The organism is Myxococcota bacterium (assembly GCA_035498015.1).
GTDB lineage: Bacteria > Myxococcota_A > UBA9160 > SZUA-336 > SZUA-336 > VGRW01.
In genome coordinates, this window is record DATKAO010000108.1 from 1 (window position 1) to 20,803 (window position 20,803).

Consider the following 20,803-nt stretch of genomic DNA (forward strand, 5'->3'; position numbering starts at 1 on the left):
CCGGCTAGTTCACGTTGGCGGGAGTCTCGACTTCCGTCACGCCCTCGAAGATGTCCTGGAGCGCGGGCCAGGTCCACAGACCTAGGCCTGAGCGACCGCGCTCGGGTGGACCGGTCAGCCTCGGGACTTTGGATAGGGGAGCCGCGCGAACGCCTCGCTAGTAGCGTTCGCTCTACGCTCGTCGAGGGCGATAGCGTAGAGCGCCTGCACTAGTCCCTCAAACACGACGGGCCGAGACTCGGGCCGCAGGCCGAACGCCGCCACTAACTGGTCTGTCTTTTCGAGGAAAGGCGGTCTCTCCGACTCCTCAAGCAGAGCCTCGGAAGACGAGAGGTGGTCGTCGGCGTGCGGTGATTCTGCTTCGATCCGCGTGAACTTCGACGGCTCAGCCATCGCCGACGATCTCCATCAGCGCCTTCGACCACAGCTCCAGCGCGGCTCGCTTCTCGGCAGCCGCCTCGCTCTTGTCGTAGATCCGCTCGAGGCCGACACGCGCGTGCCCGAGCACGGCTTCGGCGACGTGCGGCGCGACGCGCAGCTCGGTGAGTCGCGTGCGTGCCGTCATGCGGAGGTCGTGCACGCGGAAGTGCGGCAGCTCCAGGCTGGCGTCGCGCCGCAGCACGATCGCGGCTGCGTCACGCAGTGCGTCGCTCGCGCGCGTGAAGCCCGAGATGGGCGAGCGCCCGAACGTGTTCGTGAACATGAAGTCACCTCGTCGGAACCGCGGTAGCGCGGTCACGACGCGCCACGCAGCCTCAGAGAGTGGGATGAGCTGGCCGCGCCGGCTCTTGTGGCGCTCGGGTGAAATCCGCGTAGGCCGAGATGTGCCCCGGCGACGCGGTAGCGAAGCCCGTCCAGCCCGCCCCGCTGAGTGGACACGGAGGGGTGTCACAGAGGGGGTTTTCCGGATCTCCGGCGCCCGCGGTCGTGAACATCTCGCTCGAACCACCGGTGACTGAAACCGAGCCACCCGGCCCGGCGGTGGGCACGAGCTCGGAGCGGTGAGGAGTCACACCGTCGTCCCCCGAGGTATACCCGCCGCCGCTGGCGCTCGCGGATGGGGCCGCTGCGCTCGGAAGCGGGTTGGCGACCGCAGCCAGGACCCACGATGCCAAGGCGAGACGACGCGCGATCACGCGGAGCCCCTTTTTCATGAGCGGAGCTTGATCTTCGCCATCCAAAGCATGACTCAGGGAGACATCGTAAATCAGTGACTGGGGGTCGGGTCAATCTCGAAATTCGCCGATCCGTGCCAGCGCAAGGCCAGTGCCTGAGGAGCTCGAAAGTGACGAGACTCCGAGGCTCTGAGTCGCGCGCCGACTCCGAGTCGCCACCCTGTGTCGGTCAGGTCGCGCTGGCGAGGACGCGGTCGGCGAGAGCCTGGGTCTCGCGCAGAAGCTTCTCGTTCGCGCGCTGCACCTGGCTCGGGATCGTGAACGTGTCGACGAGCACGCCGATCAGGAAGCCGCCCAGCGTGCACAGGTAGAACAGGCCCATGAGCGGGCGGTTGAGATAGAACTTGTGCGCGCCGAAGCCGCCGAGGAAGAGCCACCAGAGATAGGCCGTGCCGGTGCTCTTGAGCGGGACGACGTAAGTCGGTCGGGCCATGGGGATCTCCTCTCTGCCCCTGTGCGACCTTCCGGCGGGAAATCTTGAGTCCCTGCAGACGTCGAGCGACTCGACTACGCTTGGGACCCGAGGGAAGATGGTCGACCAGGCACCCGAAGAGACTCGCCGGCTGCCGCGGGGCTGGCTGCCGGCGCCGGCGATCCAGGCGACGGCGGCGCTGCACCTCGGAGGTGCGCTGGCGCTGGCGTTGGCGCGCACCGATTGGCGCTGGGTCGCGGGCGCGCTGCTCGCGAACCACGGGCTGATCCTCGCGGCGACGCTCGCGCCGCGCAGCCGCGTGCTCGGGCCCAACGTGGTGCGGCTGCCGGAGGCGAGCGCGGCGCGGCGCGAGGTGGCGCTCACCTTCGACGACGGGCCCGATCCCGAGGTGACTCCGCGCGTGCTCGACATTCTGGACCGGCACGGCGCGCTGGCGAGCTTCTTCTGCATCGGCGAGCGCGTGGCGGCGCAGCCGGAGCTGGTGCGCGAGATCGTCGCGCGCGGCCACGCCGTCGAGAGTCACAGCCAGACCCACTCACTGGCGTTCGCGGCCTTCGGCCCGGGACGGCTGCGGCGCGAGGTCGCGCAGGCTCAGGCCGCGATCACCGGCGCCGCGGGCGTCGCGCCCGCGTTCTTCCGCGCGCCCTACGGACCGCGCAGCCCCATGCTCGATCTGGTGCTGGCGCGCGCGGGACTCACCTATGTCTCGTGGCAGCGGCGCGGCTACGACTCGGTGGACCCCGATCCCGAACGGGTGTTCCGCCGGCTGGCCGACCCGCTGCGCGCGGGCGACGTGCTCTTGCTCCACGACGGCTCGACCGCGGCGCGGCGGCGCTTCGAGCCCACGGTGCTGCGCGCGCTGCCGCGGCTCTTGCGCCACTTCCAGGAGCACGGCCTCCGGCCAGTCACCCTGCGCGCGGCGTTCGGCGTTGCCCACGCCGCCTGACGCGTGGGTCGATGCGGTGGCGCGGCGCTACGCTCCGGCCGGCCGCTTCGCCCGGGCGTATGCGCGCGCCAAGCTGCGGCGTGACCCGATCTTCGCGGCGCTGCTGCGCCAGGGCCTCTTGCCCGAGTCCGGGCGGCTCCTGGACGCGGGCTGCGGCCAGGGCATGCTGCTCACCGCGCTGGCGGTGACTCGCGAGCCCGAGGTCAGCGCGCGCTGGCCGGCCGACTGGCCGAAGCCGCCCGCGGCGCTCGAGCTCACGGGCATCGAGCGCGACCCCAAGGACGCCGAGCGCGCGCGCGCGGCGCTGCGCGGAGCAGGCCGCATCGTGACCGCCGACCTGCGCGAGGCGATCCTGCCGCGCAGCGACGTGGTCGCGCTGGTCGACGTGATCCACTATCTCGAGCCGGCCGCGCAGGAGACACTGCTGCGCCGCGTGTGCGCTGCGCTCGCGCCCGGCGGTCTGCTCCTGCTGCGCATCTGCGATGCCGACGCCGGCGTGCGCGCGGTGCTGACGCGCGCGGGCGACCACCTCGGCGTGTTCACCCGGCGCGGGCGGGTGGGGCGGCTGCACCTGCGCAGCGCCGCCGCGTGGAGCGCGCTCTTGCGTGGCGCCGGTCTTGCGGTCGAGGCGGTGCCGATGGCCGAGGGCACGCCGTTCGCGAACGTGCTCCTGCTCGGCCGCGCGAATCCAGCGGGCAGCCGCGCGCCGTAGTGAGAGCGATGAGAGCTCGAATCGCCTGGGCCGTCCTGGTCGCTGCGCTGGCCTGCGCCGGCACACAGACTCCGCCGCCGGTGGCCGCCGAGCCCCCGCGCGATGCGCCGCCCGCCGACCTCCAGTCGGAGACACTCGTGCGCTGCCTGATCGACACGCCCGATGGCTGCAGCGGCTGCGATCAGGGAGACACCTGCGTGTACAAGCAGATGAAGGAATACGACTGCGTGTACATCGTCTACGGGACGAAGTGCTCGTGAGTCGCGCCGGCTAGGACGCGCGCTGCAGCGCCTCGGCCGCCGAGCCCACGGGCGGCAGCGTGCGCGCGGTCTGCTCGAGGTGCGCGCGCAAAAGCTCGGGCGCGACGGGCCGCGCCGCCATGCGAGCCGCGGGCCCGAGCCGCAGCGCGTGGAAGGCCGCGCCCGTGAGCGCGAAGCCGGCAGTCACGACCGACAGCACGGGCAGGAGGCCGGGCTCCTCGTGCACCGCAGGCAGCGTCGCGATGCAGGTGCCCACGGCCGCGATCGACAGCGCCAGACACGCGCCGGCTTTGGCCGCCACGCGCCCGCGCAGCCCGGCGGCGCCCTGCGCGATCACGCGCCGGAGCTCGCCCGGGGAGAAGTGATCGAGGAACCAGGCGGTGTCGGGATCGACCAGGCGCGCGGAGGGCGGCGGAATCACTCGTCCCGTGAGCGGGTCGACGGCGTTCTCGCCGCGTGCGTGCGCCGCGATCCCGGCACGGATCTTCTCGTGCACCTGTTGACTCACGTTGTACTGGCGGCCCAGGAAGAACGCGACGGTCGCGCACGCGGCCGGGACCAGCGCGTAGATCACGCGGATGCCCAGCAGCACGGTGGGTGACTGGTCCTGGTTCGGCACGTAGCCGAGCTGCGCCAGCAGCGCGATCGGCAGCGCCGCACCCGGGATCGCCACGAGCTTGGGCACCAGCGCCCAGAACGCGGTGAACTGCGCCTCGCGGCGCTGTCCGGTGTGCAGCTCGTCGTAGTCGATCACGTCGGCCTGCATCGCGGGGAAGAGCAGGAAGCCGGCGCCAAACGCAATGCCCGCCCACACGTGCAAGACCGCCACCCACGCGACGTCGCCCTTGCCCACGAAGAACAGGCCGATGCCCGCGCTGATCCCGATCATGAACGAGGCGAGCCAGGCGTGCAGCTTGCCGAAGCGGTGCGCCGCCCAGACCCACAGCGGCACGCAGAAGAAGCTCGTGCCGAAATACAGCACGAGGAACAGCGCGACCGTCTTCTGCGTGTCTGCGGGGTCGATCACGTAGTCGGTGTAGTAGGGCAGCATGAGCGCCGGGATCGCGGCCGGCAGGCTCGCGACCACGAGCGTGAGGAACAGGATCATGAACGGGCGATTGCGCACCGCGACGCGCACGCCGGGCACCAGCGCGTTCGCGGCGTGAGTCGTGCTGCGGCGGCGCTCGCGCACGCCCACCACGAGCAGCGCGTACAGCACCACCAGGAGCACCGCGAGCATCGTCCCGGTCGCCGCCATCGCGCCGCGCGGCCCGCGCGCCGCCAGCACCACCGGCAGCACGCTCGCGAAGAACGTGCCCGAGATCAGGAACGCCGTGCGCCAGCCGTACAGGCTCGAGCGCTCGTGGTAGTCGACCGTGAGCTCCGCGCCCATGCCGAGATAGGGGATCTCGTAGATGGCGTGGAAGAAGAAGTAGAGCGCGAAGGTGACTCCGAACCACACGCCCGCCTGCGCCGGCTCGAGTGACTCCGGCGGCGAGAGCATGAGATACAATGCCACCGCGCAGAACGGCGCGCCGATCAGGAGATACGGCCGGCGCCGGCCGAGCCGGGTGTGCGTGCGGTCGGACAGCCAGCCGATCGCCGGGTCGACCATGGCGTCGAGCGCGCGCGCGATCGCGATCGCCAGCGCGATGTAGCCGATCGGCACCAGCACCACGTCCGAGTAGAACTTCGGCAGGTGGATGAGCAGCGGGATCGCGATGGCCGCGCCCGCGAAGGTCGGCGCGCTGTAGAGCAGCTTCTGCAGCAGTGAGAGCTTCGGCTCGTTGGAAGTCACGGCGCGCAGTATGAGGGGAGCGCCCGCGCGCGGTAAAGCGAGCTCAGCCGCCGAGGCGCGCGAGCGCGGCGCGCGCCTGCGCGTTCTCGGGTTGGACCGCGAGCGCGCGCTGCAGCGTCTGCCGTGCGCGTGTGACGTCCCCCGCGCGCTCGGCCGCGAGCGCCATCCAGTACAGAGTGAGCGCCTGGTTGTGCCGCGCGCGCGCCGCTTCGGCGCTGCGACCCTGGCGCGCGCAGGCCTGCTCGAGCAGCTGCCAGGCCTGCACGAAGCCGGGCTCGGCGCCGGTGAAGGCCTCGAGCCGCCGGATACCGTCCGGTAGGTCGCCGGCCTGAAGCGCGGCGATCGCCGCCAGGAACCAGAGCGGCTTCGACTGGGCCCAGTACTCGCTGCGCTCGACCTCGGCCAGCGCCGCGCGCGCCTCGACGGGGCGCTTCAGCCGCAGCAGCGCGCTGGCGCGCACGCCGAGCAGCGCCGGATCGCCCGGCCTCCGGGCCAGCGCCGCGTCGACGTCGGCCAGCGCGCCCGGCACGGCCGAGTCCTCTTGGTCCAGACGCTCGCGCGCGCGCAGCATGCGCACGTCGTACGAGTCGGGCTCGCGCGCCGCCGCGCGGTCGAGCTCGGCGGCGTAGTGCGCCTCGTCGATCTGGCCGGCCGAGCGCGCGAACTGCGCGCGCGCCGCGATCACCTCGCCCGAGTCGGGCGCCAGCGCCGCGATGCGCGCGGTGGCGAGTGAGTCGTGGCGCACGTTCAGGTAGGCCAGCGCGAGCTCACCGGCCCGCGGCGCGCCGGGCGCGGCGAGCGCCGGCTCGAGCAGCCCCGCGCGCGACAGCGGCTGCGCGTCGATGCGCGCCCAGGCGCGCGCGCTCGGCCCCTCGCCCGGCGGCGCGAAGTGATCGGCGTAGAGCAGCCAGGGCGTGCGCAGCTCGACGAACAGGTTGTCGTCGCGGTTCTCGAGCGCGCCCGCGCCGACCAGCGCCGCGACGTCCTCGGGCATGAGCCGCAGGAGACTCCACAGCTCGGCCGTGGAGTGGGTGCCGATCCGGTACAGGTCGGACTGCACGGCCGGCGGGAGTGACTCGAAGCGCGGCAGGTCGGCGGGAGTGAGTGGCTCGAGCCGCGCCAGCACGATCAGGTCGGCCTTGTTGCGGTCGAGCACGAGCGTGTACACGCAGGGGAACTCGGCCTCCAGCGCGGCCAGGATCGCGCGCAGCGCGTCGAAGTCGATCGCGTACAGGGGGAACCAGGCCACGAAGCGCCCGTGGGGCGCGAGCGCGCCGCGCGCCGCATGGAAATACTCGCGCGTGAACAGGTTCGCGACGCCCGTGAGCCAGGGGTTCGACGGCTGCGAGATGATCACGTCGTACCTCTCGTGCGTGGCCGCCACGAAGTGGCGCCCGTCGTCGAGCACCACGTGCACGGCCGGGTTCGCGAGCGGGCGCCCGTTCACCGGCTCGAAGAAACGCGAGGCCTCGAGCATGGCCGGCTCGAGCTCGACCGCGTCGAGTCTCTCGACCGGATGGCGCGCCGCGGAGCCCACGGTGACTCCCGACGCCCAGCCCACCACCAGCACCCGCTTCGCGGGCGGCCCGAACAGCATGGCGGCCTGGGCCACCAGCACCTGCGTGGCCATGTCGCCGCCGGTCGAGGCGTCGGCCTTGCCGTTCAGGTGCAGCGAAGTGACTCCGCGCGCCTCGTGCACCGAGACCGTCGCGGAGAGCCCGTCGCGGTAGTAGAGCATGCGCTCCGGCGGCACGCCCTCGAGCAAGCTCGCGTCGGGTGAGTCGTCGAAGATGTGCGTCGACACGTAGCCGCCGCGCGCGAGCGGATCGGTGTCGAGCGAAGGCGGGTGGAGCGAGACCGCGGCCGCGAGCAGCGCGCAGGGGGCGGCCCGGGCGATCCGGCCGCGCGCGCTCGGCGCACCGCGCCACAGCAGGACGGCCGCGGCTGCCGCGAGATTGGTCGCGATCGCGAGCGCGGCCGTGCCGCGCAGGCCGAGCAGCGGCAGGAGCACGAAGCCCGCCAGGAACGCGCCCGTGGCCGAGCCCAGCGTGTTCGCGAAGTACACGTCGCCCGCGGCGGGCGCCGCGCCCTGGGTCGTTGCCTGCGCGCGCGCGAGCAGCGGGAAGAGGGCGCCCAGCACGAGCGCGGGCGGGAACATCACCGCCACTGCCATCGCCATCTGCGAGCCGAAGAGAGTCACGGGCGAGCCGCCGAAGCGTCGCACCAGCCCCATGAACGCGGCCGGCAGGACCGGCAGCAGCGAGAGCGAAGCCAGCGAGAGCAGCCCCAGGGCGGCGATTCCGCCCGCGTAGACCGCGAGCGGCCGGCGCAGCCGGTCCGCGAACGGCTGGACGGCGAGTGACCCGAGCGCGATCCCGAGCAGGAACGCCGCCAGCATGCACGCAAAGGCGTAGATCGACGAGCCCATCACCATCGACAGCGCGCGCGTCCACGCCACCTCGTACACGAGCGAGGTGAAGCCCACCGTGGCGTAGGCGAGCAGGGCCGGGTTCCAGCGCGCGAGTGACTCGCGGGCCGGCGCCGGCGCCACCGGCTCGACGGCCGGCCAACGCCGCGCCAGGGCCAGCGCCAGCGCGCCCACCGCGAGATACAGCCCGGCGCCGGCCAGGCTCGAGCCGCGCACGCCGAGCGCCGGCAGCAGCAGGAACGTCGACCCGAACACGCCGCACACCGCGCCCAGCGTGTTCACGCCGTAGAGCAGCGCGATCCCCCGCCCGGCAGCGCCCGTGTCGCGCACCAGGGCCCGCGTCAGGAACGGCAGCGTCATCCCCATGCCGACCGTGGGCACCACCAGCACGGCCAGCGACAGGGCGAAGCGCGCGAAGGCGGCCGGCCAGAACGAGAGACCGTCGAGCCACGCGCGGCCGAGCGCCGGGAAGACCGCGAAGATCGCCGGCACCGCCAGCGCGTAGAGCCCGACCGCGAGCTCGATCGCCCCGTAGGCGCGCACGCCGTCGCGCACGCGTGGCGCGAGCCGGCCACCGAGCAGCCCGCCGATCCCGAGCCCCGTCATGTAGGCGACGAGGATCGTGCTGATCGCGAGCGTGGTCGTGCCGAACACGAGCCGCAGCACGCGGCTCCAGGCGACCTCGAGCACGAGGCTGCCGGCGCCGGACAGGAAGAAGCAGAGCGAGAGGAGAACCGGCACCGCGGGATTCTAGCTGGCGTCAGTCGTCTTCCCGCCGGCCGTACTGGAGACGCCCCGAGGCCACTGCGGTGAGCGTCTTCTCGCGCAGGTTCTCGAGGTGCTCGCTCAGGAACAGCACCAGCGCCTCGCAGTCTTCCGCCGAGCGGCGCAGGGCGTCGGGGGAGCTCCAGTCGACGGGGAGCACGGCTTTGAAGCTCGGCACGCCGTCGATCCGCACCACGGCCCTGGCCTGGTGCGCCGAGTCGTGGTGGTACTCGAACTGCAGCGTGGCCACGTCGCGCTTGCGGCGCTCCATGCGATCGGCCGCCTGTCTCACCGTGAGGTCGTAGTCCTGCTCCAAGACGTCCAGCAGGAGCTCCTCGAACTCGCGCTCCAACGCTCTGCGCTTGCCGCCCTTGCCCGCCATCGCCGCCCTCTCTTCATCCCCCTCGGCCAGTCTGTTTCGGCGCGGAGGCGGCGGAGGTTGACCCCGCTGTCCATCCGTGGCTGCGCGTGACTTGCCGGCTCGTGTACGCTGCGCGCGTGTCGCGCCCCATCACGTTCGCCGGCAGCCCGCTCGATCGCGCCGCATTGCGGCGGCGCGACGCCGCCTGGGTGGCCGCGCAGCTCGAGTCCGAGGCCAGCCGCTTCCTGCCGTTCTGGCGCCTGAACGTGTTGGTGAAGTCCGAGAAGCCCGAGCTCGCCTGGGCCACCACGGCGATCCGCGCAGCGCAGGACCCGCGCACCGGCTGCGTGTTTCTCGGCGTGCGCGACGAAGTGGCGCACTTCGCGCTCGACATCAGCCCGCTGCACGACCCGGTGACCGAGCTCGGCCTGGCCGGCTCGGCGAGCTTCGTCGAGCTGCGCGCCGCAGCGGCCACGCTCCCGGCGAGTGACTCGGCGATCGCCGCGCAGGGCCGGCAGATGCTCGACTGGCACGCGCGCCATCGCTTCTGCGCCGTGTGCGGCCGCAGCACGAGCGTGAAGGAGGCGGGCTACATGCGCGAGTGCGACGAGTGCGACGCGCAGCACTTCCCGCGCACCGACCCGGTGGTGATCATGCTGGTCGAGTCGGGCGACCGCTGTCTCCTGGGCCGCCAGGCCGCCTGGCCGGCCCAGATGTACTCGGCGCTGGCGGGCTTCGTGGAGGCCGGCGAGTCACTCGAGGAGGCGGTGCGGCGCGAGGTGCAGGAGGAAGCGGGCATCACGGTGGGCGAGGTGCGCTACGTCGCCTCGCAGCCCTGGCCGTTCCCGTCCTCACTCATGATCGGCTGTCTCGCGCGCGCCGAGAGCGAGAGCGTCACGGTCGACAAGAGCGAGCTCGAGGACGCGCGCTGGTTCGCGCGCGGCGACATTCTCAAGTCACTCGCGCAGCCGGGCGCCGGCGGCGTGTTCGTGCCGCCCCCGCTCGCGATCGCGCACCACCTGATCAGGTTCTGGGCGGAATCCTGAGCCGCGGGATCTCGATCTTCGGGCAGCGGTCCATGACCACCGACAGGCCCGCCTTGCGCGCGCGCTCCGCCGCCGGCTCGTTCACGACGCCCAGCTGCATCCAGACCGCGCGCGCTTTGGCCGCGATGGCGTCGTCGGTCACGGGTCCGGCCGCTTCGGAGTTGCGAAACACGTCGACCAGGTCGATCGGCTCGTCGATCTCGGCCAGGCTCGCGCGCACGCGCTCGCCCAGGATGGTCTCGCCGGCGCAGACCGGGTTCACCGGAATCACCCGGTAGCCCTGCTGCTGCAGGAAGGCCATGACCTCGTGGCTGTCGCGCTCGGGCTTGGGGCTCGCGCCGACCAGGGCAATCGTGCGCGTTTCTCCGAGGATCCGCCGGATTTCTGCGTCACTCGTGCGTTCGCTCATGCCTCAGTCTGACATAATCGCGTACGTGATCGATTTTGAGCCGAGCGAGGAGCAGACCCTGATCGTCGAGACGGTGCGCGAGTTCGCCAGGAGCGAGCTGCGGCCGTTGTCGCGCGAGTCCGACGAGTCGGCCAAGCTGCCGAGCGAAGTTCTGCAGCGCGCGCACGAGCTCGGGCTGGTGGCGAACGGCCTGCCGGAGGAGTTCGGCGGCGGCGGCGCGCGCAGCGCGGTGACCGGGGTGCTGGTGGCCGAGGAGCTGGCCTTCGGCGACCTGGCGCTCGCGCTCGGGATCCTTTCGCCGAGCCTCCTGGGCTACGCGGTGGCCGACTTCGGCACGCCGGCGCAGCGCGCGGCGCTGCTGCCCGCGCTGGTCTCGAGCCCGGTCTGCTCGGGCACGCTGGCGCTGGTCGAGCCGCGCTTCGACTCCGACCCGTACCGGCCGCGCACCACGGCGCGGCGCGAGGGCGCGGGCTGGCAGCTCGACGGCGCGAAGTGTCTCGTGCCGTGGCCCGAGGGCGTGCGCCACGTGCTGGTGCTGGCGCGCGCGGGCGAGTCACTGGCGGGGTTCGTGGTGCCGGCCGACGCCGGCGGCTTGAAGCGCAGCCCCGACGCCTACATGGGCATCCGCGCGCTGCCGCTCGCCGAGCTCGCGCTCGACGGGGTCCGCGTGCCGTCCGAGTCACGCCTGGGCGGCGTCGCTGGCCCGGACCTGCGGTCGCTGGTGGCGTGCGGACGCGTGGGGCTCGCGGCGCTCGGCGTCGGCGTGGCGCGCGCGGCCTTCGAGCTGGCGCGCGACTATGCCAAGGAGCGCGAGGCGTTCGGTGCGCCGATCGCGACCAAGCAGGCCATCGCCTTCAAGCTCGCCGACATGGCGATCGAGCTCGACGGCGCGCGCCTGCTCACCTGGGAGGCCGCCTGGAAGCTCGACCGCGGCGAGGACGCGACGCGCGAGGCGGCGCTGGCCATCCACCAGGTGCGGCGCGTGGCGCTCGAGGTGGCCGACGGCGCGGTGCAGGTCTTCGGCGGCCACGGCTACGTGCGCGAGTATCTGCCCGAGCTCCTGCTGCGCAACGCGCGCGGCTTCGCGTGCTTCGAAGCACTCACTCTGGTCTGAGAGGTATCTCGTGATCTCGTTCGATCCCACCGAGAACAGCCTGCAGGCGCGCGCCTTCTACCGGCGCATGGCGCTCGAGCAGATGCGGCCCATCTCGCGCAAGTACGACGAGCAGGAGCACGCGCTGCCCAGCGAGTGGGTCGAGTACTACTGGAACCACGCGCGCAGCGGCGCGCCGGGCCTGATCGGCGGCCAGAGCGACGGCTTCGTGCAGGTGTGCATCCAGGCCGAGGAGCTGTGCTTCGGCGACGCCGCGCTGTATCTGCGCATGCCGACCGCGGCGCTGGGCGGCTCGGCGGTCGGCGCCGCCGGCACGCCCGAGCAGCGCGAGCGCTTCCTGCGGCCGTTCCGCGAGTCGCCGCACCCGATCTGGGGCGCGATGGCGATCACCGAGGCCAATGCCGGCTCGGACTCGGCCGCGATCCAGACCACGGCGCGCTTCGACGAGGCCACGCAGGAGTGGGTGCTGAACGGCACCAAGATCTTCTGCACCGCGGGCGAGGGCGCGTCGCAGGTCGAGGGCGGCTTCGTGGTGGTGTGGGCCACGACCGACAAGTCACTCGGCCGCGGCGGCATCAAGTCGTTCGTGGTGCCGGCCAAGACGCCGGGCATGCGCCTGGTCGGGCTCGAGAAGAAGCTGGGTATCCGCGCCAGTGACACGGCCACGCTGGTGTTCGAGGACTGCCGCGTCCCGGCCGGCAACCTGCTGGGCAAGCCGCCCCAGCCCAAGAGCGAGGCGCAGAAGGCCGAGGGCGCCGCGCGCTCGGGCGACAAGGGCTTCAAGGGCGCCATGGCCACCTTCGACGCCAGCCGCCCGATCGTCGCGGCCATGGCGGTCGGGGTCGGCCGCGCGGCCCTCGATTTCACGCTCGAGGAGCTCGCGCGCCAGGGCGTGACCGTGCGCTTCGACGCGCCGCCGCGGGAGATCACCGCGCTCGAGCGCGACCTGATCGACATGCAGGCCGAGCTCCAGGCCGCGCGCCTTCTCACCTGGCGCGCCGCCGCGATGATGACCCGAGGCAAGCCCAACAACCTGGAAGCCTCGATGGCCAAGGCCAAGGCCGGGCTGGCAGTCACGAAGATCACGCAGAAGGCGGTCGAGCTGTTCGGGCCGCTCGGCTATTCGAAGAAGCTCCTGGTCGAGAAGTGGATGCGCGACGCCAAGATCAACGACATCTACGAAGGCACGCAGCAGATCAACCAGCTGATCGTCGCCCGGCGGATCCTGGAGTATTCCTCGGCTCAGCTCCGTTGACGTATGTGTGACTTGAAAGTGCGTACGCCGCGAGTCGATAATCGCGCGCACCACCGACCCCCCTTAAAGGAGACCCCCCAGTGGCAGAAACATTCCTTTCCGACGGCTGGTTCGCTGCGGCCGAGAAGATCCAGGCCGAGGTGAACCCGCCGGTTCCGCCGGCGATCCAGGGCCTGAAGGTCAACATGCAGATCACCGGCGGCCCGAGTGGCGACGTCGCGTTCCGCATGGACAACGGGCGCATGCTGAAGGGCTTCGCGAACGACGCCCCGACCAAGCTCGTGATCCCGTTCGCGGTCGCCAAGGCGATGCTGATCGACAACAACCAGCAGGCCGCGATGCAGGCCTTCATGTCGGGTCAGATCCGTGTCGAGGGCGACATGGCCAAGCTGATGCAGATGCAGATGGCCGGCGCTCCAGGCCCCGAGGCCCAGAAGGTCTCGCAGCTCATCAAGGAAATGACTCAGGCCTGAGATCGCTCGGGAAACAGGGCCGAGCGAAGGCCGCCCTGAGCGAGGCCGCAAGCGGCGTGAGCTGCGCGCAGCGAGCCAGAGGCGAGCGTAGATAAACCGACGGGGCGACGGCGCTGACGCGCCGCCGCCCCGTTTTCTTTTTGAGCTCTGCCTACTTGCCCATCGAGGTCGGCGTGGGCGCCGGCTCCTTGCAGGCCTGGATGTCGGTCTTGAACGTGTCGCGGCAGTCACGGAGGCCCTTGAAGACGTCGGTGCTGAGGCGGCAGTTCTTGCGGCAGATGAACTTCTGCAGCTGCGCGTTGTTGATGCAGACCGCTCGGTCCGCGCTGTGCGCCGGGAAGTCGGTCCGGCACTGATCGATGTCGGTGTCGAACTGCGCGCACTCGGTGCTGATGCACTGGTTGAGCGCGTCGAACACGCCCTTCACGCAGGTGTCGCGATTCTCGCGGGCCGTGTCGGCGCAGTCGTGGTTCACGTTGCGGCAGGTGTCGACCGCCGTCAGGAAGTCGTCCTTGCAGGTCTGGTTGCAGGTTCTCTGCGTCGCGCGTGCATCGGCGACGCACTGCCTGGTCACGTCGGGGTTGTTGGGATCGTTGGGGTCGCTCTTCGAAGCCGCTGCAGGGTGAGCGCCGAAAAAGGTGACGCCGGTCACCAGAGCCAGCGCCAGAATCCAAGTCCGCTTCATCTCTCTCCTCCTTCGAGTAAGGGCCGTTCGACCCTTCACACAGCAACCGGTGTGCGGCGCGCGGGTTGCGTCCGCTACGCTCGGCGTCCGCGATGATACGCCGGGGGGTGTGCGCGCTCGCGCTCTTTCTCGCGCTGGGCTGCGCGCGCGAGCGGAATCTGTGTGTCGCCGTGATCGGTGACTTCGGCGGGGACACCCCGGGCGAAGCGCAAGTCGCGGTGCTCGTGGCCGGATTCCAACCGGATCTCGTGGTCACGGTCGGTGACGACAACTACCCCAACGGCGCAGCCGAGACGATCGACCGCAACATCGGGAAGTACTACGCGCGCTGGATCCACCCCTACCGCGGCGCGTTCGGGCCGGGCGCGAGCGAGAACCGCTTCTTTCCGACGCTGGGCAATCACGACTGGCGCACGCCGGGCGCGCAGCCCTATCTCGACTACTTCGAGCTGCCCGGCAACGAGCGCTACTACGATCTGGTGCGCGGCGACGTTCACCTGTTCTTCGTCGACAGCGATCCGCACGAGCCCGACGGAGTCACCTTCGACTCGGTCCAGGGCCGCTGGCTGCGCGAGGGCCTGGCGAAAGCCAGGGAGCCGCACCGCTGGGTGTTCTTCCACCACCCGCCGTACTCGTCCGGACCCCACGGCTCGACCCCGGAGCTGCAGTGGCCGTTCCGCGCCTGGGGCGCGACCGCCGTGTTCTCGGGTCACGACCACGACTACGAGCGCTTCGCGGTGGGCGACATGCCGTACGTGGTGGTGGGGACGGGCGGGCAGAGTCTCTACCGCTTCCGCGAGCCGCAGCCCGGCAGCGCGCTGCGCATCGGGCAGCGCTACGGCGCGCTGCGGCTCGAGCTGCGCGACGGCGTGGCGCGCGGTGAGTTCGTCGCGGTGGGTGACCCCGAGGGCGACAAGTTCGCGCTGCCAGGCGCGGCGGAGCTGCCGCTGCCGCTGACTCTGGTCGCGCCGACCGCGAGCTGGCACGTGCGCGACGGGCTCGCGCCGCAGGACGGCTGGCTCGCGCCGCGCTTCGACCAGAGCGAGTGGGCCGCGGCGGGCACGCCGTTCCGGATCGTCGACCGCGGCGCCGCGGCCGGCGCGCCCGCGCGCGAGACTTACTACCGGATCGAGTTCGAGGCCACGGGTCTGCCGGCCTTGCGCACGCTCGAGCTCGGGCTGCCCAGAGACAACCGCGCCGTGGCTTATCTCAACGGGCGCGAGGCCGTGCGCTGGGTGCGTCTCTCGCCGGTGCGCGAGAAGCGCTGGCTCGTGCCGCGCGGCCCGCGCGCCGAAGCGGCAGCCCAGCCGGTGCTCGCGCACCACCTGCTCGACCCGGCGCTGCTCGTGCCCGGCACCAACGTGCTGGCGGTCGAGATCCAGCGCATTCCCGGCGACGGCGGCGACCCGAGCTTCGCCGCCGAGCTAGTTGCGCATCCGAGAGCCGCACCTTAGGTCCGTCTTCAAGCCCGCGCGGTAGCGGGCCGAAAGCGAACGCGTGGAAAACTCGGCGTCGATCGTGCTGCTCGACGACGGCGAGCTGGACCGCGTGCGAGTGATCCTCGAGCGGCTCGGCGTGCCGTTCAGCCTGTGCCGCCGGCCGCGTGACTCGCGCGCGATCCCGCGCGCCCGCGACCTGTTGATCAGCACGGGCAACCGCGCGCTCGAGCTCGGCCGGCTGCCCAAGCCGGAAGACGGCGGCCCCGGGCCGCGCTGGCTGTGCGTGCACGGGCAGGACTTCGACGAGCTGCGCTCGGAGCTGCGCGAGCTGGGCGTGCATTACCTGGTGCACAGCTCGGTGGACCAGGAGACGCTGCGGCTGTTGATCTCGACCATGCTCCACGACCGCAACGAGCGGCGCGCGCTCTCGCGCCTGCCGCTGGGCACGGCCGCGGCCGTCAAGGTCGACGGGGCGACTCACTCGGCGAAGCTGCTCGAGCTGTCGGCGGCCGCGGCGCGCCTGCGCGTCGACGCGCCGCTCGAGGCCGGTGACTGGATCGAGATCGGGCTGCCGCCCGAGCTGTCGAGCGTTGCGCTCGACGCGCTCTCCGGTCACGTGTCGCGCTCCGAACGCGAGGGGCATCCGACGGACTCTCCGGCCTGGTCGGTCGCGGTCGAGCTCGATCCCTTGGCGCCCGAGGCCAATGCCGAGCTCGAGTCGATCCTGTCGGGCAGTCACCTGGGCACCCGCGTCTCGGTGCTGTCCGAAGCGCCGCAGCGCGCGCCGCGCGAGCGGCGCCGCACCGAGCGGCGCGCGTACCGCCGCCGCGTGGCCGCGCTCACGGCCTTCGACGCCGACGCTCCGCAGGCGGTGCTCGGTCACGACCTCTCGGTCGACGGCATCCGGATCGCGCGCCAGCCCGGCATCGTGGTGGGCCAGCGCATCGCGCTGGGCCTGTATGGCGCCGCCGGCGGCGGCGCGCTCGTGATCGAAGCCGAGGTCGTGCGCGATCACGGCGCACGCGGCTTCGGGCTGGTGTTCCGCGGCGTGCGCGCCGAGCAGCGCCGCCAGCTGTCCGAGCTCGTGGCCGGGCTCGCGCCGCTCGAGTCACTCGAGGGCGACGACGCCACGCGTCTGGTGGTGTCGCGCGTGCTCGAGACGCGCGTGCTCGACCAAGCCGAGGTCGAGGCCGCCCGGCGTCAGAAGGGGTAGTCGACGATCGCGCCCCGGTCGCGCAGGCGCGCGCGCAGCGTCTCGACCGGGACCTGGTCCACGCGCCCGCCGTGCTCGAGCGCCAGCGCCACCGCCACGCCGGCGGCCTCGCCCGTCGCGAAGCAGGGCGGGATCTCCTTGGTGGCATTGTGCGTGCGGTGATCGGCCGAGAGACAGCGGCCCACGGCCAGCAGGTTCTCGACCTCGCGCGCCTGGAGACAGCCGTACGGGATCGCGTAGACCGCGCCGTACTTCGTCCAGTGACCGGTGATCGCGATCGTGCCCGGCTGTGGCTTCTGGCGGTCCGCGTGAGCCAGCACCACGCGGCCCACCAGGCGGCGGCTCTCGGTGACTCCGAGCAAGCGCGCGATCTCGCACAGGTGCGCGTCGCGCAGCTCGGGGTGCTTCTCGCGCAGCGCCCGGAACTCCTCCATCACCAGCGTGCGGCACTCGAGCTCGGCCGCGGTCAGGTCGCGCGGATCGGTGGCGTCGATCTTGCGGCCGGCGCGGGTGACTGCGCCCCAGGGCAGGAGCGCCTGGCCCGGGTTCGGCGTGCGGAACAACGGCGCGCCGGCGGAGATCGCGGCATCCACGTCGCGGATCCCGCCCACGCGGAACCACAGCCACGGGTGCACGCGCTCGAGCTCGAACGCGCAGCCCGCCGAGGCGAGCACGTGACCGTCGCCGGTCGCGTCGATCACCACGTCGGCCGCGAGCGCGTGCCGGCCCGCGCGCGACTCGACCGCGACCCCGTGCACGCGCCCATCCGCAACGAGCGCCCGCGCGCCCCAGACGTGGAACAACAGCTCTACACCAGACTGTGTCACGAGCTCGTTCAGCGCCTCGCGCATGACCTCCGGGTCGTACGCCACCGAGTAGCGCACCACGTGCTCGGCGGGCGCGCCGCCCCAGACCAGGCCCCAGCGCCGGTAGCGCTCCACGAGCTCGGGGTCGGGCCGGCCCCAGTGCTCGCGCGGGGGCGCGAAGGCGCCGCCGCGCGCGCTCATGCGCTCGGTCACCTCCTGACACAGGCCGCCGATCACCTGTCTGCCGCGGCCGTCGTCGAGCGTGAGCAGGAGCGCGATCAGCCCGTTGGTCGCAAGCCCGCCGAGCGAGCTCGAGGCCTCGGCCAGGAGCACGCGCGCGCCGGAGCGCGCCGCGGCTACCGCGGCGGCGACGCCGGCCGTGCCGCCGCCGACCACCAGCACGTCGGCGCGCGCGAGGATCTCGAGGTCGCGCGCGGGCTCGCGAATCGCCATCTGCCGGATTGGAGCACAGGTGCGGCCGCGCGTGGCGCGCGCTATCTCGGCCGGGCCGTGGCTCCACAGGGCAAGAAGGTCCACATCACGCCGGAAGGCGCGCGCCGCCTGCAAGAGGAGCTCGAGCAGCTCTGGCGTGTCGAGCGCCCGCGCGTGACTCGCGAGGTCGCCGCCGCGGCGGCGCTCGGCGACCGCTCGGAGAACGCCGAGTACATCTACGGCAAGAAGCGGCTGCGCGAGATCGACCGCCGCATCGAGTTCCTGCGCAAGCGCTTCGACCAGCTCGTGGTCGTGCGGCCCGGCGAGGTCGCGCGCGACCGGGTCTACTTCGGCGCCTGGGTCACGCTCGAAGACGAGACCGGCGCCGAGCTCTGCTACCGCCTGGTGGGGCCCGACGAGAGCGACGTCGCGACCGGCGCGATCAGCGTCGAATCGCCGATCGGCCGCGTGCTGATGGGCAAGCGCGCGGGCGACGAGGTCGAGGTGATGCGCCCGGCGGGCCGCGCGCGCTTCGTGGTGCTCGAGATCCGCTACCCGGACCCGTGACCGGCAGGACTATGGTGTTTCCCACGGCGCGCCGATGCGAAATCGGGTAGAAAAGGAATCGCGATGAGAAAGCCCGGGCTCGCCCTCGCGCTCGCTTTTGCCCTGGCCGCGCTCTCGAGCCCGGCAGGGGCGGGCACGACCCGCTACAACCCGCAGCGCTCGGGGCACCCGCTGCGCATCATCGCGTACATGCTGCACCCGGTCGGGGTGGTCGCCGACACACTGCTCTTCCACCCCGCCTGGTGGCTCGGCACGCACGAGCCGCTGCGGACTCTGTTCGGCGTCGACGTCGTGTTCGACGACTCGGCGGAGATCGCGCGCGACATCCAGGAGAAGCGGGCACAGGCCCTCCAGCCGCCCGCGGCTCCGCCTCCGCAGGAGCCGGACGTCCAGCCCGCTCCCACGCCCGACTCCGACAGCCCGTAGCCGCGCTTCTCGTCTTCGTTCCATGACGAGAAGCGGCGCACCCGCTCCAACCAAGGTATGCTTCTTGCTTATCCCGGACGCACTCCGACCGAGGAGCAGCGGGGGGCTCGGAGGAGAGCGAACGGATGCGAGGGAGCGCGAGGCCACGTCTCAGCCGCGGCAGCATGGCCGCGGTCGTGTGCCTGTCACTCGGCTGTGGACCCGCGTCCGACTTCCTCGACAACGGCGGGCCACGCGCGGCGCCGGAGATGCCTCCGATCGAGATGGACCGAGTGATCTACGAGGGATACCACGGCGACTTGCAGGACCTGCTCGTGACCGCGGCCGGGGCCACGGTCGACATGGCGACCAAGGTCGCGCACCTGCGAGACGTGTCGATCCATTTCGCGACCGAGGACGCGAGCAAGGTCGAGATCGCCGCGCCTCACGGCCAGTTCCATCTCGACAAGGACGACTTCGTGCTCACCGACGGAGTCACCGGCACGACCGAGGAGGGGCAGAAGTTCAAGACAAGGGCCGTGCACTACGTGGGCGCGCGGCGCGTGATCGCGAGCGACAGCCCGGTCGAGCTGCGGCGCGACAATCTCGTGCTCACCGCCACGGGCATGGAGCTCGAGGTCGCGACTCACAAGCTGCACCTGACCGGGAACGTCAAGGCGCGCGTGACGCCGAAGGCGCAGCCACAGTGACTCGTGCGGCGGCGCTCGCCTGTCTGGTGGTGCTGGCGTGGGCCGCGCGCGCCGACACCCCTGCGCCCGCGCCGCCCGCTCCGCCCAGCGAGCCGCCGAAGACCTCCGCCGAGGCCGCCGACCGGCTCGGGCTGAAGTTCACGCCCGGCGCGGAGCTCGTGATCACCTCCGACGAAGCCGAAGGCGTGAAGGCGGCCGACGGCCGCCAGACGGTCGTGTTCACCAAGCGCGTGAAGGCGCGCCAGGGCGACATGAACCTGACCTGCGACTGGCTGCAGGCGATCTACCCGCCGACCGCCGCCGGTCACCCGGACAAGATCAACGCCAAGGGCTCGGTCGTGATCACGCAGGGCACGAACCAGGCGCTGTGCACCGAGGCGCAGGTCGACAACGTCAACTGCACCGCCGAGTGCCACAGCGGCGGCGACCAGGCGAGCTTGCACCGCGCGACCGACGACGTGCTCGCCGACACGATCTACTTCGACCTGTGCAAGAGCACCGTGAAGGCGGTCGGGAACGTGTCGGTGCGCGTGCGCCAGACCGACCCGAACACCCCGAGCGCGACGCCCGCGACGGGCACCACGCCGGCGCCCGCGAAGGCTCCTGCCCCAGCGCCGGCGCCGGCCAAGGCGAGCGGCGGATGATGACCCCGACGCTGCACGCGCGCGACCTGTGCAAGCGCTTCGGCGCGAAGGAAGCGGTGCGCGACGTGCGCGTCGCCGTCGGCCCGGGCGAGGTGGTCGGCCTGCTCGGCCCCAACGGGGCGGGCAAGACCACCACGTTCAACATGATCGTCGGCCGCATCCACCCCACGGCCGGGCACGTGTACCTCGGTGAGGAGGAGATCACCGATCTGCCGATGTACCAGAGGGCGCGGAAGGGCATCACCTACCTGCCGCAGGAGCCCTCGATCTTCCGGAAGCTCACGGTGGAGGAGAACATCCTGGCGATCCTCGAGACACTGCCCATGCGCCGCCACGAGCGACACGAGCGCGCCAGGGAGCTGCTGGGCGAGCTCGACCTGGTGGCCAAGCGCAAGCAGAAGGGCGCCACGCTCTCGGGCGGCGAACGGCGGCGCGTGGAGATCACGCGCGCGCTCGTGCTCGACCCGCGCTTCATGCTGCTCGACGAGCCGTTCTCGGGCATCGACCCGATCGCCGTGATCGACATCCAGAAGATCATCTCGCAGCTGCGCGAGCGCGGCATCGGCATCGTGATCACCGACCACAACGTGCGCGAGACACTCACGATCTGCGACCGCGCGTACATCATCAAGGACGGGCGCATCATCCGCGAGGGATCGCCCAACGAAATCACGGAGGACCCGACGGTTCGCGAGATCTATCTCGGGCAGAACTTCCGGTTGTAAGT

General features: G+C 71.8%; 23 protein-coding genes. 14 read left to right on the forward strand and 9 right to left on the reverse strand.

Annotated features, from left to right (window positions below; genetic code table 11):
- Positions 1-114 precede the first annotated feature (114 nt).
- From VMR86_09360 to VMR86_09370, 3 genes are all read right to left on the reverse strand, one after another.
- A complete protein-coding gene (locus tag VMR86_09360; GenBank protein HTO07248.1) occupies positions 115-393 on the reverse strand; it encodes a hypothetical protein in 279 nt (92 codons plus the stop codon).
- Positions 386-970, reverse strand: a complete 585-nt coding sequence (locus VMR86_09365; protein ID HTO07249.1) for a tyrosine-type recombinase/integrase — start codon at positions 968-970, stop codon at positions 386-388. Before VMR86_09365 ends, VMR86_09360 begins: the two co-directional genes overlap by 8 nt.
- A gap of 374 nt (positions 971-1,344) precedes the next feature.
- Positions 1,345-1,608, reverse strand: coding sequence for a TM2 domain-containing protein (locus tag VMR86_09370; GenBank protein ID HTO07250.1), 264 nt, complete (start codon positions 1,606-1,608; stop codon positions 1,345-1,347).
- A gap of 97 nt (positions 1,609-1,705) precedes the next feature.
- Between VMR86_09370 and VMR86_09375 the strand changes: the two genes are divergently transcribed.
- Genes VMR86_09375 through VMR86_09385 form a run of 3 tightly spaced genes read left to right on the forward strand, consistent with a single transcriptional unit; the run spans position 1,706 to position 3,526 of the window.
- A complete protein-coding gene (locus VMR86_09375; protein ID HTO07251.1) occupies positions 1,706-2,554 on the forward strand; it encodes a polysaccharide deacetylase family protein in 849 nt (282 codons plus the stop codon).
- A complete protein-coding gene (locus tag VMR86_09380) occupies positions 2,538-3,266 on the forward strand; it encodes a class I SAM-dependent methyltransferase (GenBank protein HTO07252.1) in 729 nt (242 codons plus the stop codon). Before VMR86_09375 ends, VMR86_09380 begins: the two co-directional genes overlap by 17 nt.
- A gap of 8 nt (positions 3,267-3,274) precedes the next feature.
- Positions 3,275-3,526 (forward strand): hypothetical protein, encoded by a 252-nt coding sequence (locus VMR86_09385; GenBank protein ID HTO07253.1) that lies wholly within the window; start codon positions 3,275-3,277, stop codon positions 3,524-3,526.
- Positions 3,527-3,536: 10 nt separating this feature from the next.
- Here VMR86_09385 and VMR86_09390 read toward each other — a convergent pair whose 3' ends face one another.
- Genes VMR86_09390 through VMR86_09400 form a run of 3 tightly spaced genes read right to left on the reverse strand, consistent with a single transcriptional unit; the run spans position 3,537 to position 8,899 of the window.
- Entirely contained in the window at positions 3,537-5,324 is a 1,788-nt protein-coding gene (locus tag VMR86_09390) for an MFS transporter (GenBank protein HTO07254.1), read from the reverse strand.
- 43 nt (positions 5,325-5,367) lie between these two features.
- Positions 5,368-8,493 (reverse strand): fused MFS/spermidine synthase, encoded by a 3,126-nt coding sequence (locus VMR86_09395; protein ID HTO07255.1) that lies wholly within the window; start codon positions 8,491-8,493, stop codon positions 5,368-5,370.
- A 19-nt stretch (positions 8,494-8,512) separates the two neighbouring features.
- Positions 8,513-8,899 (reverse strand): hypothetical protein, encoded by a 387-nt coding sequence (locus VMR86_09400; GenBank protein ID HTO07256.1) that lies wholly within the window; start codon positions 8,897-8,899, stop codon positions 8,513-8,515.
- A 116-nt stretch (positions 8,900-9,015) separates the two neighbouring features.
- Here VMR86_09400 and nudC point away from each other — a divergent pair, with 116 nt between their 5' ends.
- Positions 9,016-9,924: an NAD(+) diphosphatase gene (gene nudC / locus VMR86_09405; protein HTO07257.1), complete on the forward strand. Its 909-nt coding sequence runs from the start codon at positions 9,016-9,018 to the stop codon at positions 9,922-9,924.
- On the opposite strand, the gene VMR86_09410 is transcribed toward nudC, so the two are convergent.
- A complete protein-coding gene (locus VMR86_09410) occupies positions 9,902-10,333 on the reverse strand; it encodes a CoA-binding protein (GenBank protein ID HTO07258.1) in 432 nt (143 codons plus the stop codon). The genes nudC and VMR86_09410 overlap by 23 nt on opposite strands.
- Before the next feature lie 25 nt (positions 10,334-10,358).
- Between VMR86_09410 and VMR86_09415 the strand changes: the two genes are divergently transcribed.
- The 3 genes from VMR86_09415 (at position 10,359) to VMR86_09425 (ending at position 13,175) form a co-directional block, all read left to right on the forward strand.
- Positions 10,359-11,447 (forward strand): acyl-CoA dehydrogenase family protein, encoded by a 1,089-nt coding sequence (locus tag VMR86_09415; GenBank protein HTO07259.1) that lies wholly within the window; start codon positions 10,359-10,361, stop codon positions 11,445-11,447.
- Positions 11,448-11,457: 10 nt separating this feature from the next.
- The gene (locus VMR86_09420; protein ID HTO07260.1) at positions 11,458-12,702 is read left to right on the forward strand and encodes an acyl-CoA dehydrogenase family protein; all 1,245 of its coding nucleotides are present in this window, start codon (positions 11,458-11,460) and stop codon (positions 12,700-12,702) included.
- An 80-nt stretch (positions 12,703-12,782) separates the two neighbouring features.
- On the forward strand, positions 12,783-13,175 hold the full coding sequence (locus VMR86_09425; protein ID HTO07261.1) for an SCP2 sterol-binding domain-containing protein: 393 nt from the start codon (positions 12,783-12,785) through the stop codon (positions 13,173-13,175).
- Between the two features lie 151 nt (positions 13,176-13,326).
- Here the strand turns inward: VMR86_09425 and VMR86_09430 are convergent, their stop codons facing one another.
- A complete protein-coding gene (locus tag VMR86_09430; protein HTO07262.1) occupies positions 13,327-13,860 on the reverse strand; it encodes a hypothetical protein in 534 nt (177 codons plus the stop codon).
- A gap of 92 nt (positions 13,861-13,952) precedes the next feature.
- Here VMR86_09430 and VMR86_09435 point away from each other — a divergent pair, with 92 nt between their 5' ends.
- Together VMR86_09435 and VMR86_09440 are read left to right on the forward strand one after the other, a co-directional pair.
- The gene (locus VMR86_09435; GenBank protein HTO07263.1) at positions 13,953-15,314 is read left to right on the forward strand and encodes a metallophosphoesterase; all 1,362 of its coding nucleotides are present in this window, start codon (positions 13,953-13,955) and stop codon (positions 15,312-15,314) included.
- 43 nt (positions 15,315-15,357) lie between these two features.
- The gene (locus VMR86_09440; protein ID HTO07264.1) at positions 15,358-16,512 is read left to right on the forward strand and encodes a PilZ domain-containing protein; all 1,155 of its coding nucleotides are present in this window, start codon (positions 15,358-15,360) and stop codon (positions 16,510-16,512) included.
- On the opposite strand, the gene VMR86_09445 is transcribed toward VMR86_09440, so the two are convergent.
- A complete protein-coding gene (locus tag VMR86_09445; GenBank protein ID HTO07265.1) occupies positions 16,500-17,771 on the reverse strand; it encodes an FAD-dependent oxidoreductase in 1,272 nt (423 codons plus the stop codon). The genes VMR86_09440 and VMR86_09445 overlap by 13 nt on opposite strands.
- Before the next feature lie 57 nt (positions 17,772-17,828).
- Between VMR86_09445 and greB the strand changes: the two genes are divergently transcribed.
- The 5 genes from greB to lptB all read left to right on the forward strand — a co-directional run bounded on the left by greB (position 17,829) and on the right by lptB (position 20,801).
- Complete coding sequence (gene greB / locus VMR86_09450) at positions 17,829-18,317, forward strand: transcription elongation factor GreB (GenBank protein ID HTO07266.1); 489 nt, start codon at positions 17,829-17,831, stop codon at positions 18,315-18,317.
- 63 nt (positions 18,318-18,380) lie between these two features.
- Entirely contained in the window at positions 18,381-18,743 is a 363-nt protein-coding gene (locus VMR86_09455; protein ID HTO07267.1) for a hypothetical protein, read from the forward strand.
- A 164-nt stretch (positions 18,744-18,907) separates the two neighbouring features.
- Positions 18,908-19,432 carry an LPS export ABC transporter periplasmic protein LptC gene (gene lptC, locus VMR86_09460; GenBank protein ID HTO07268.1) on the forward strand — a complete coding sequence of 175 codons (525 nt, stop codon included), beginning with the start codon at positions 18,908-18,910 and terminating at the stop codon, positions 19,430-19,432.
- Positions 19,429-20,076, forward strand: a complete 648-nt coding sequence (locus VMR86_09465) for an LptA/OstA family protein (protein HTO07269.1) — start codon at positions 19,429-19,431, stop codon at positions 20,074-20,076. Before lptC ends, VMR86_09465 begins: the two co-directional genes overlap by 4 nt.
- The gene (lptB, locus tag VMR86_09470) at positions 20,076-20,801 is read left to right on the forward strand and encodes an LPS export ABC transporter ATP-binding protein (protein ID HTO07270.1); all 726 of its coding nucleotides are present in this window, start codon (positions 20,076-20,078) and stop codon (positions 20,799-20,801) included. Before VMR86_09465 ends, lptB begins: the two co-directional genes overlap by 1 nt.
- Positions 20,802-20,803 lie beyond the last annotated feature (2 nt).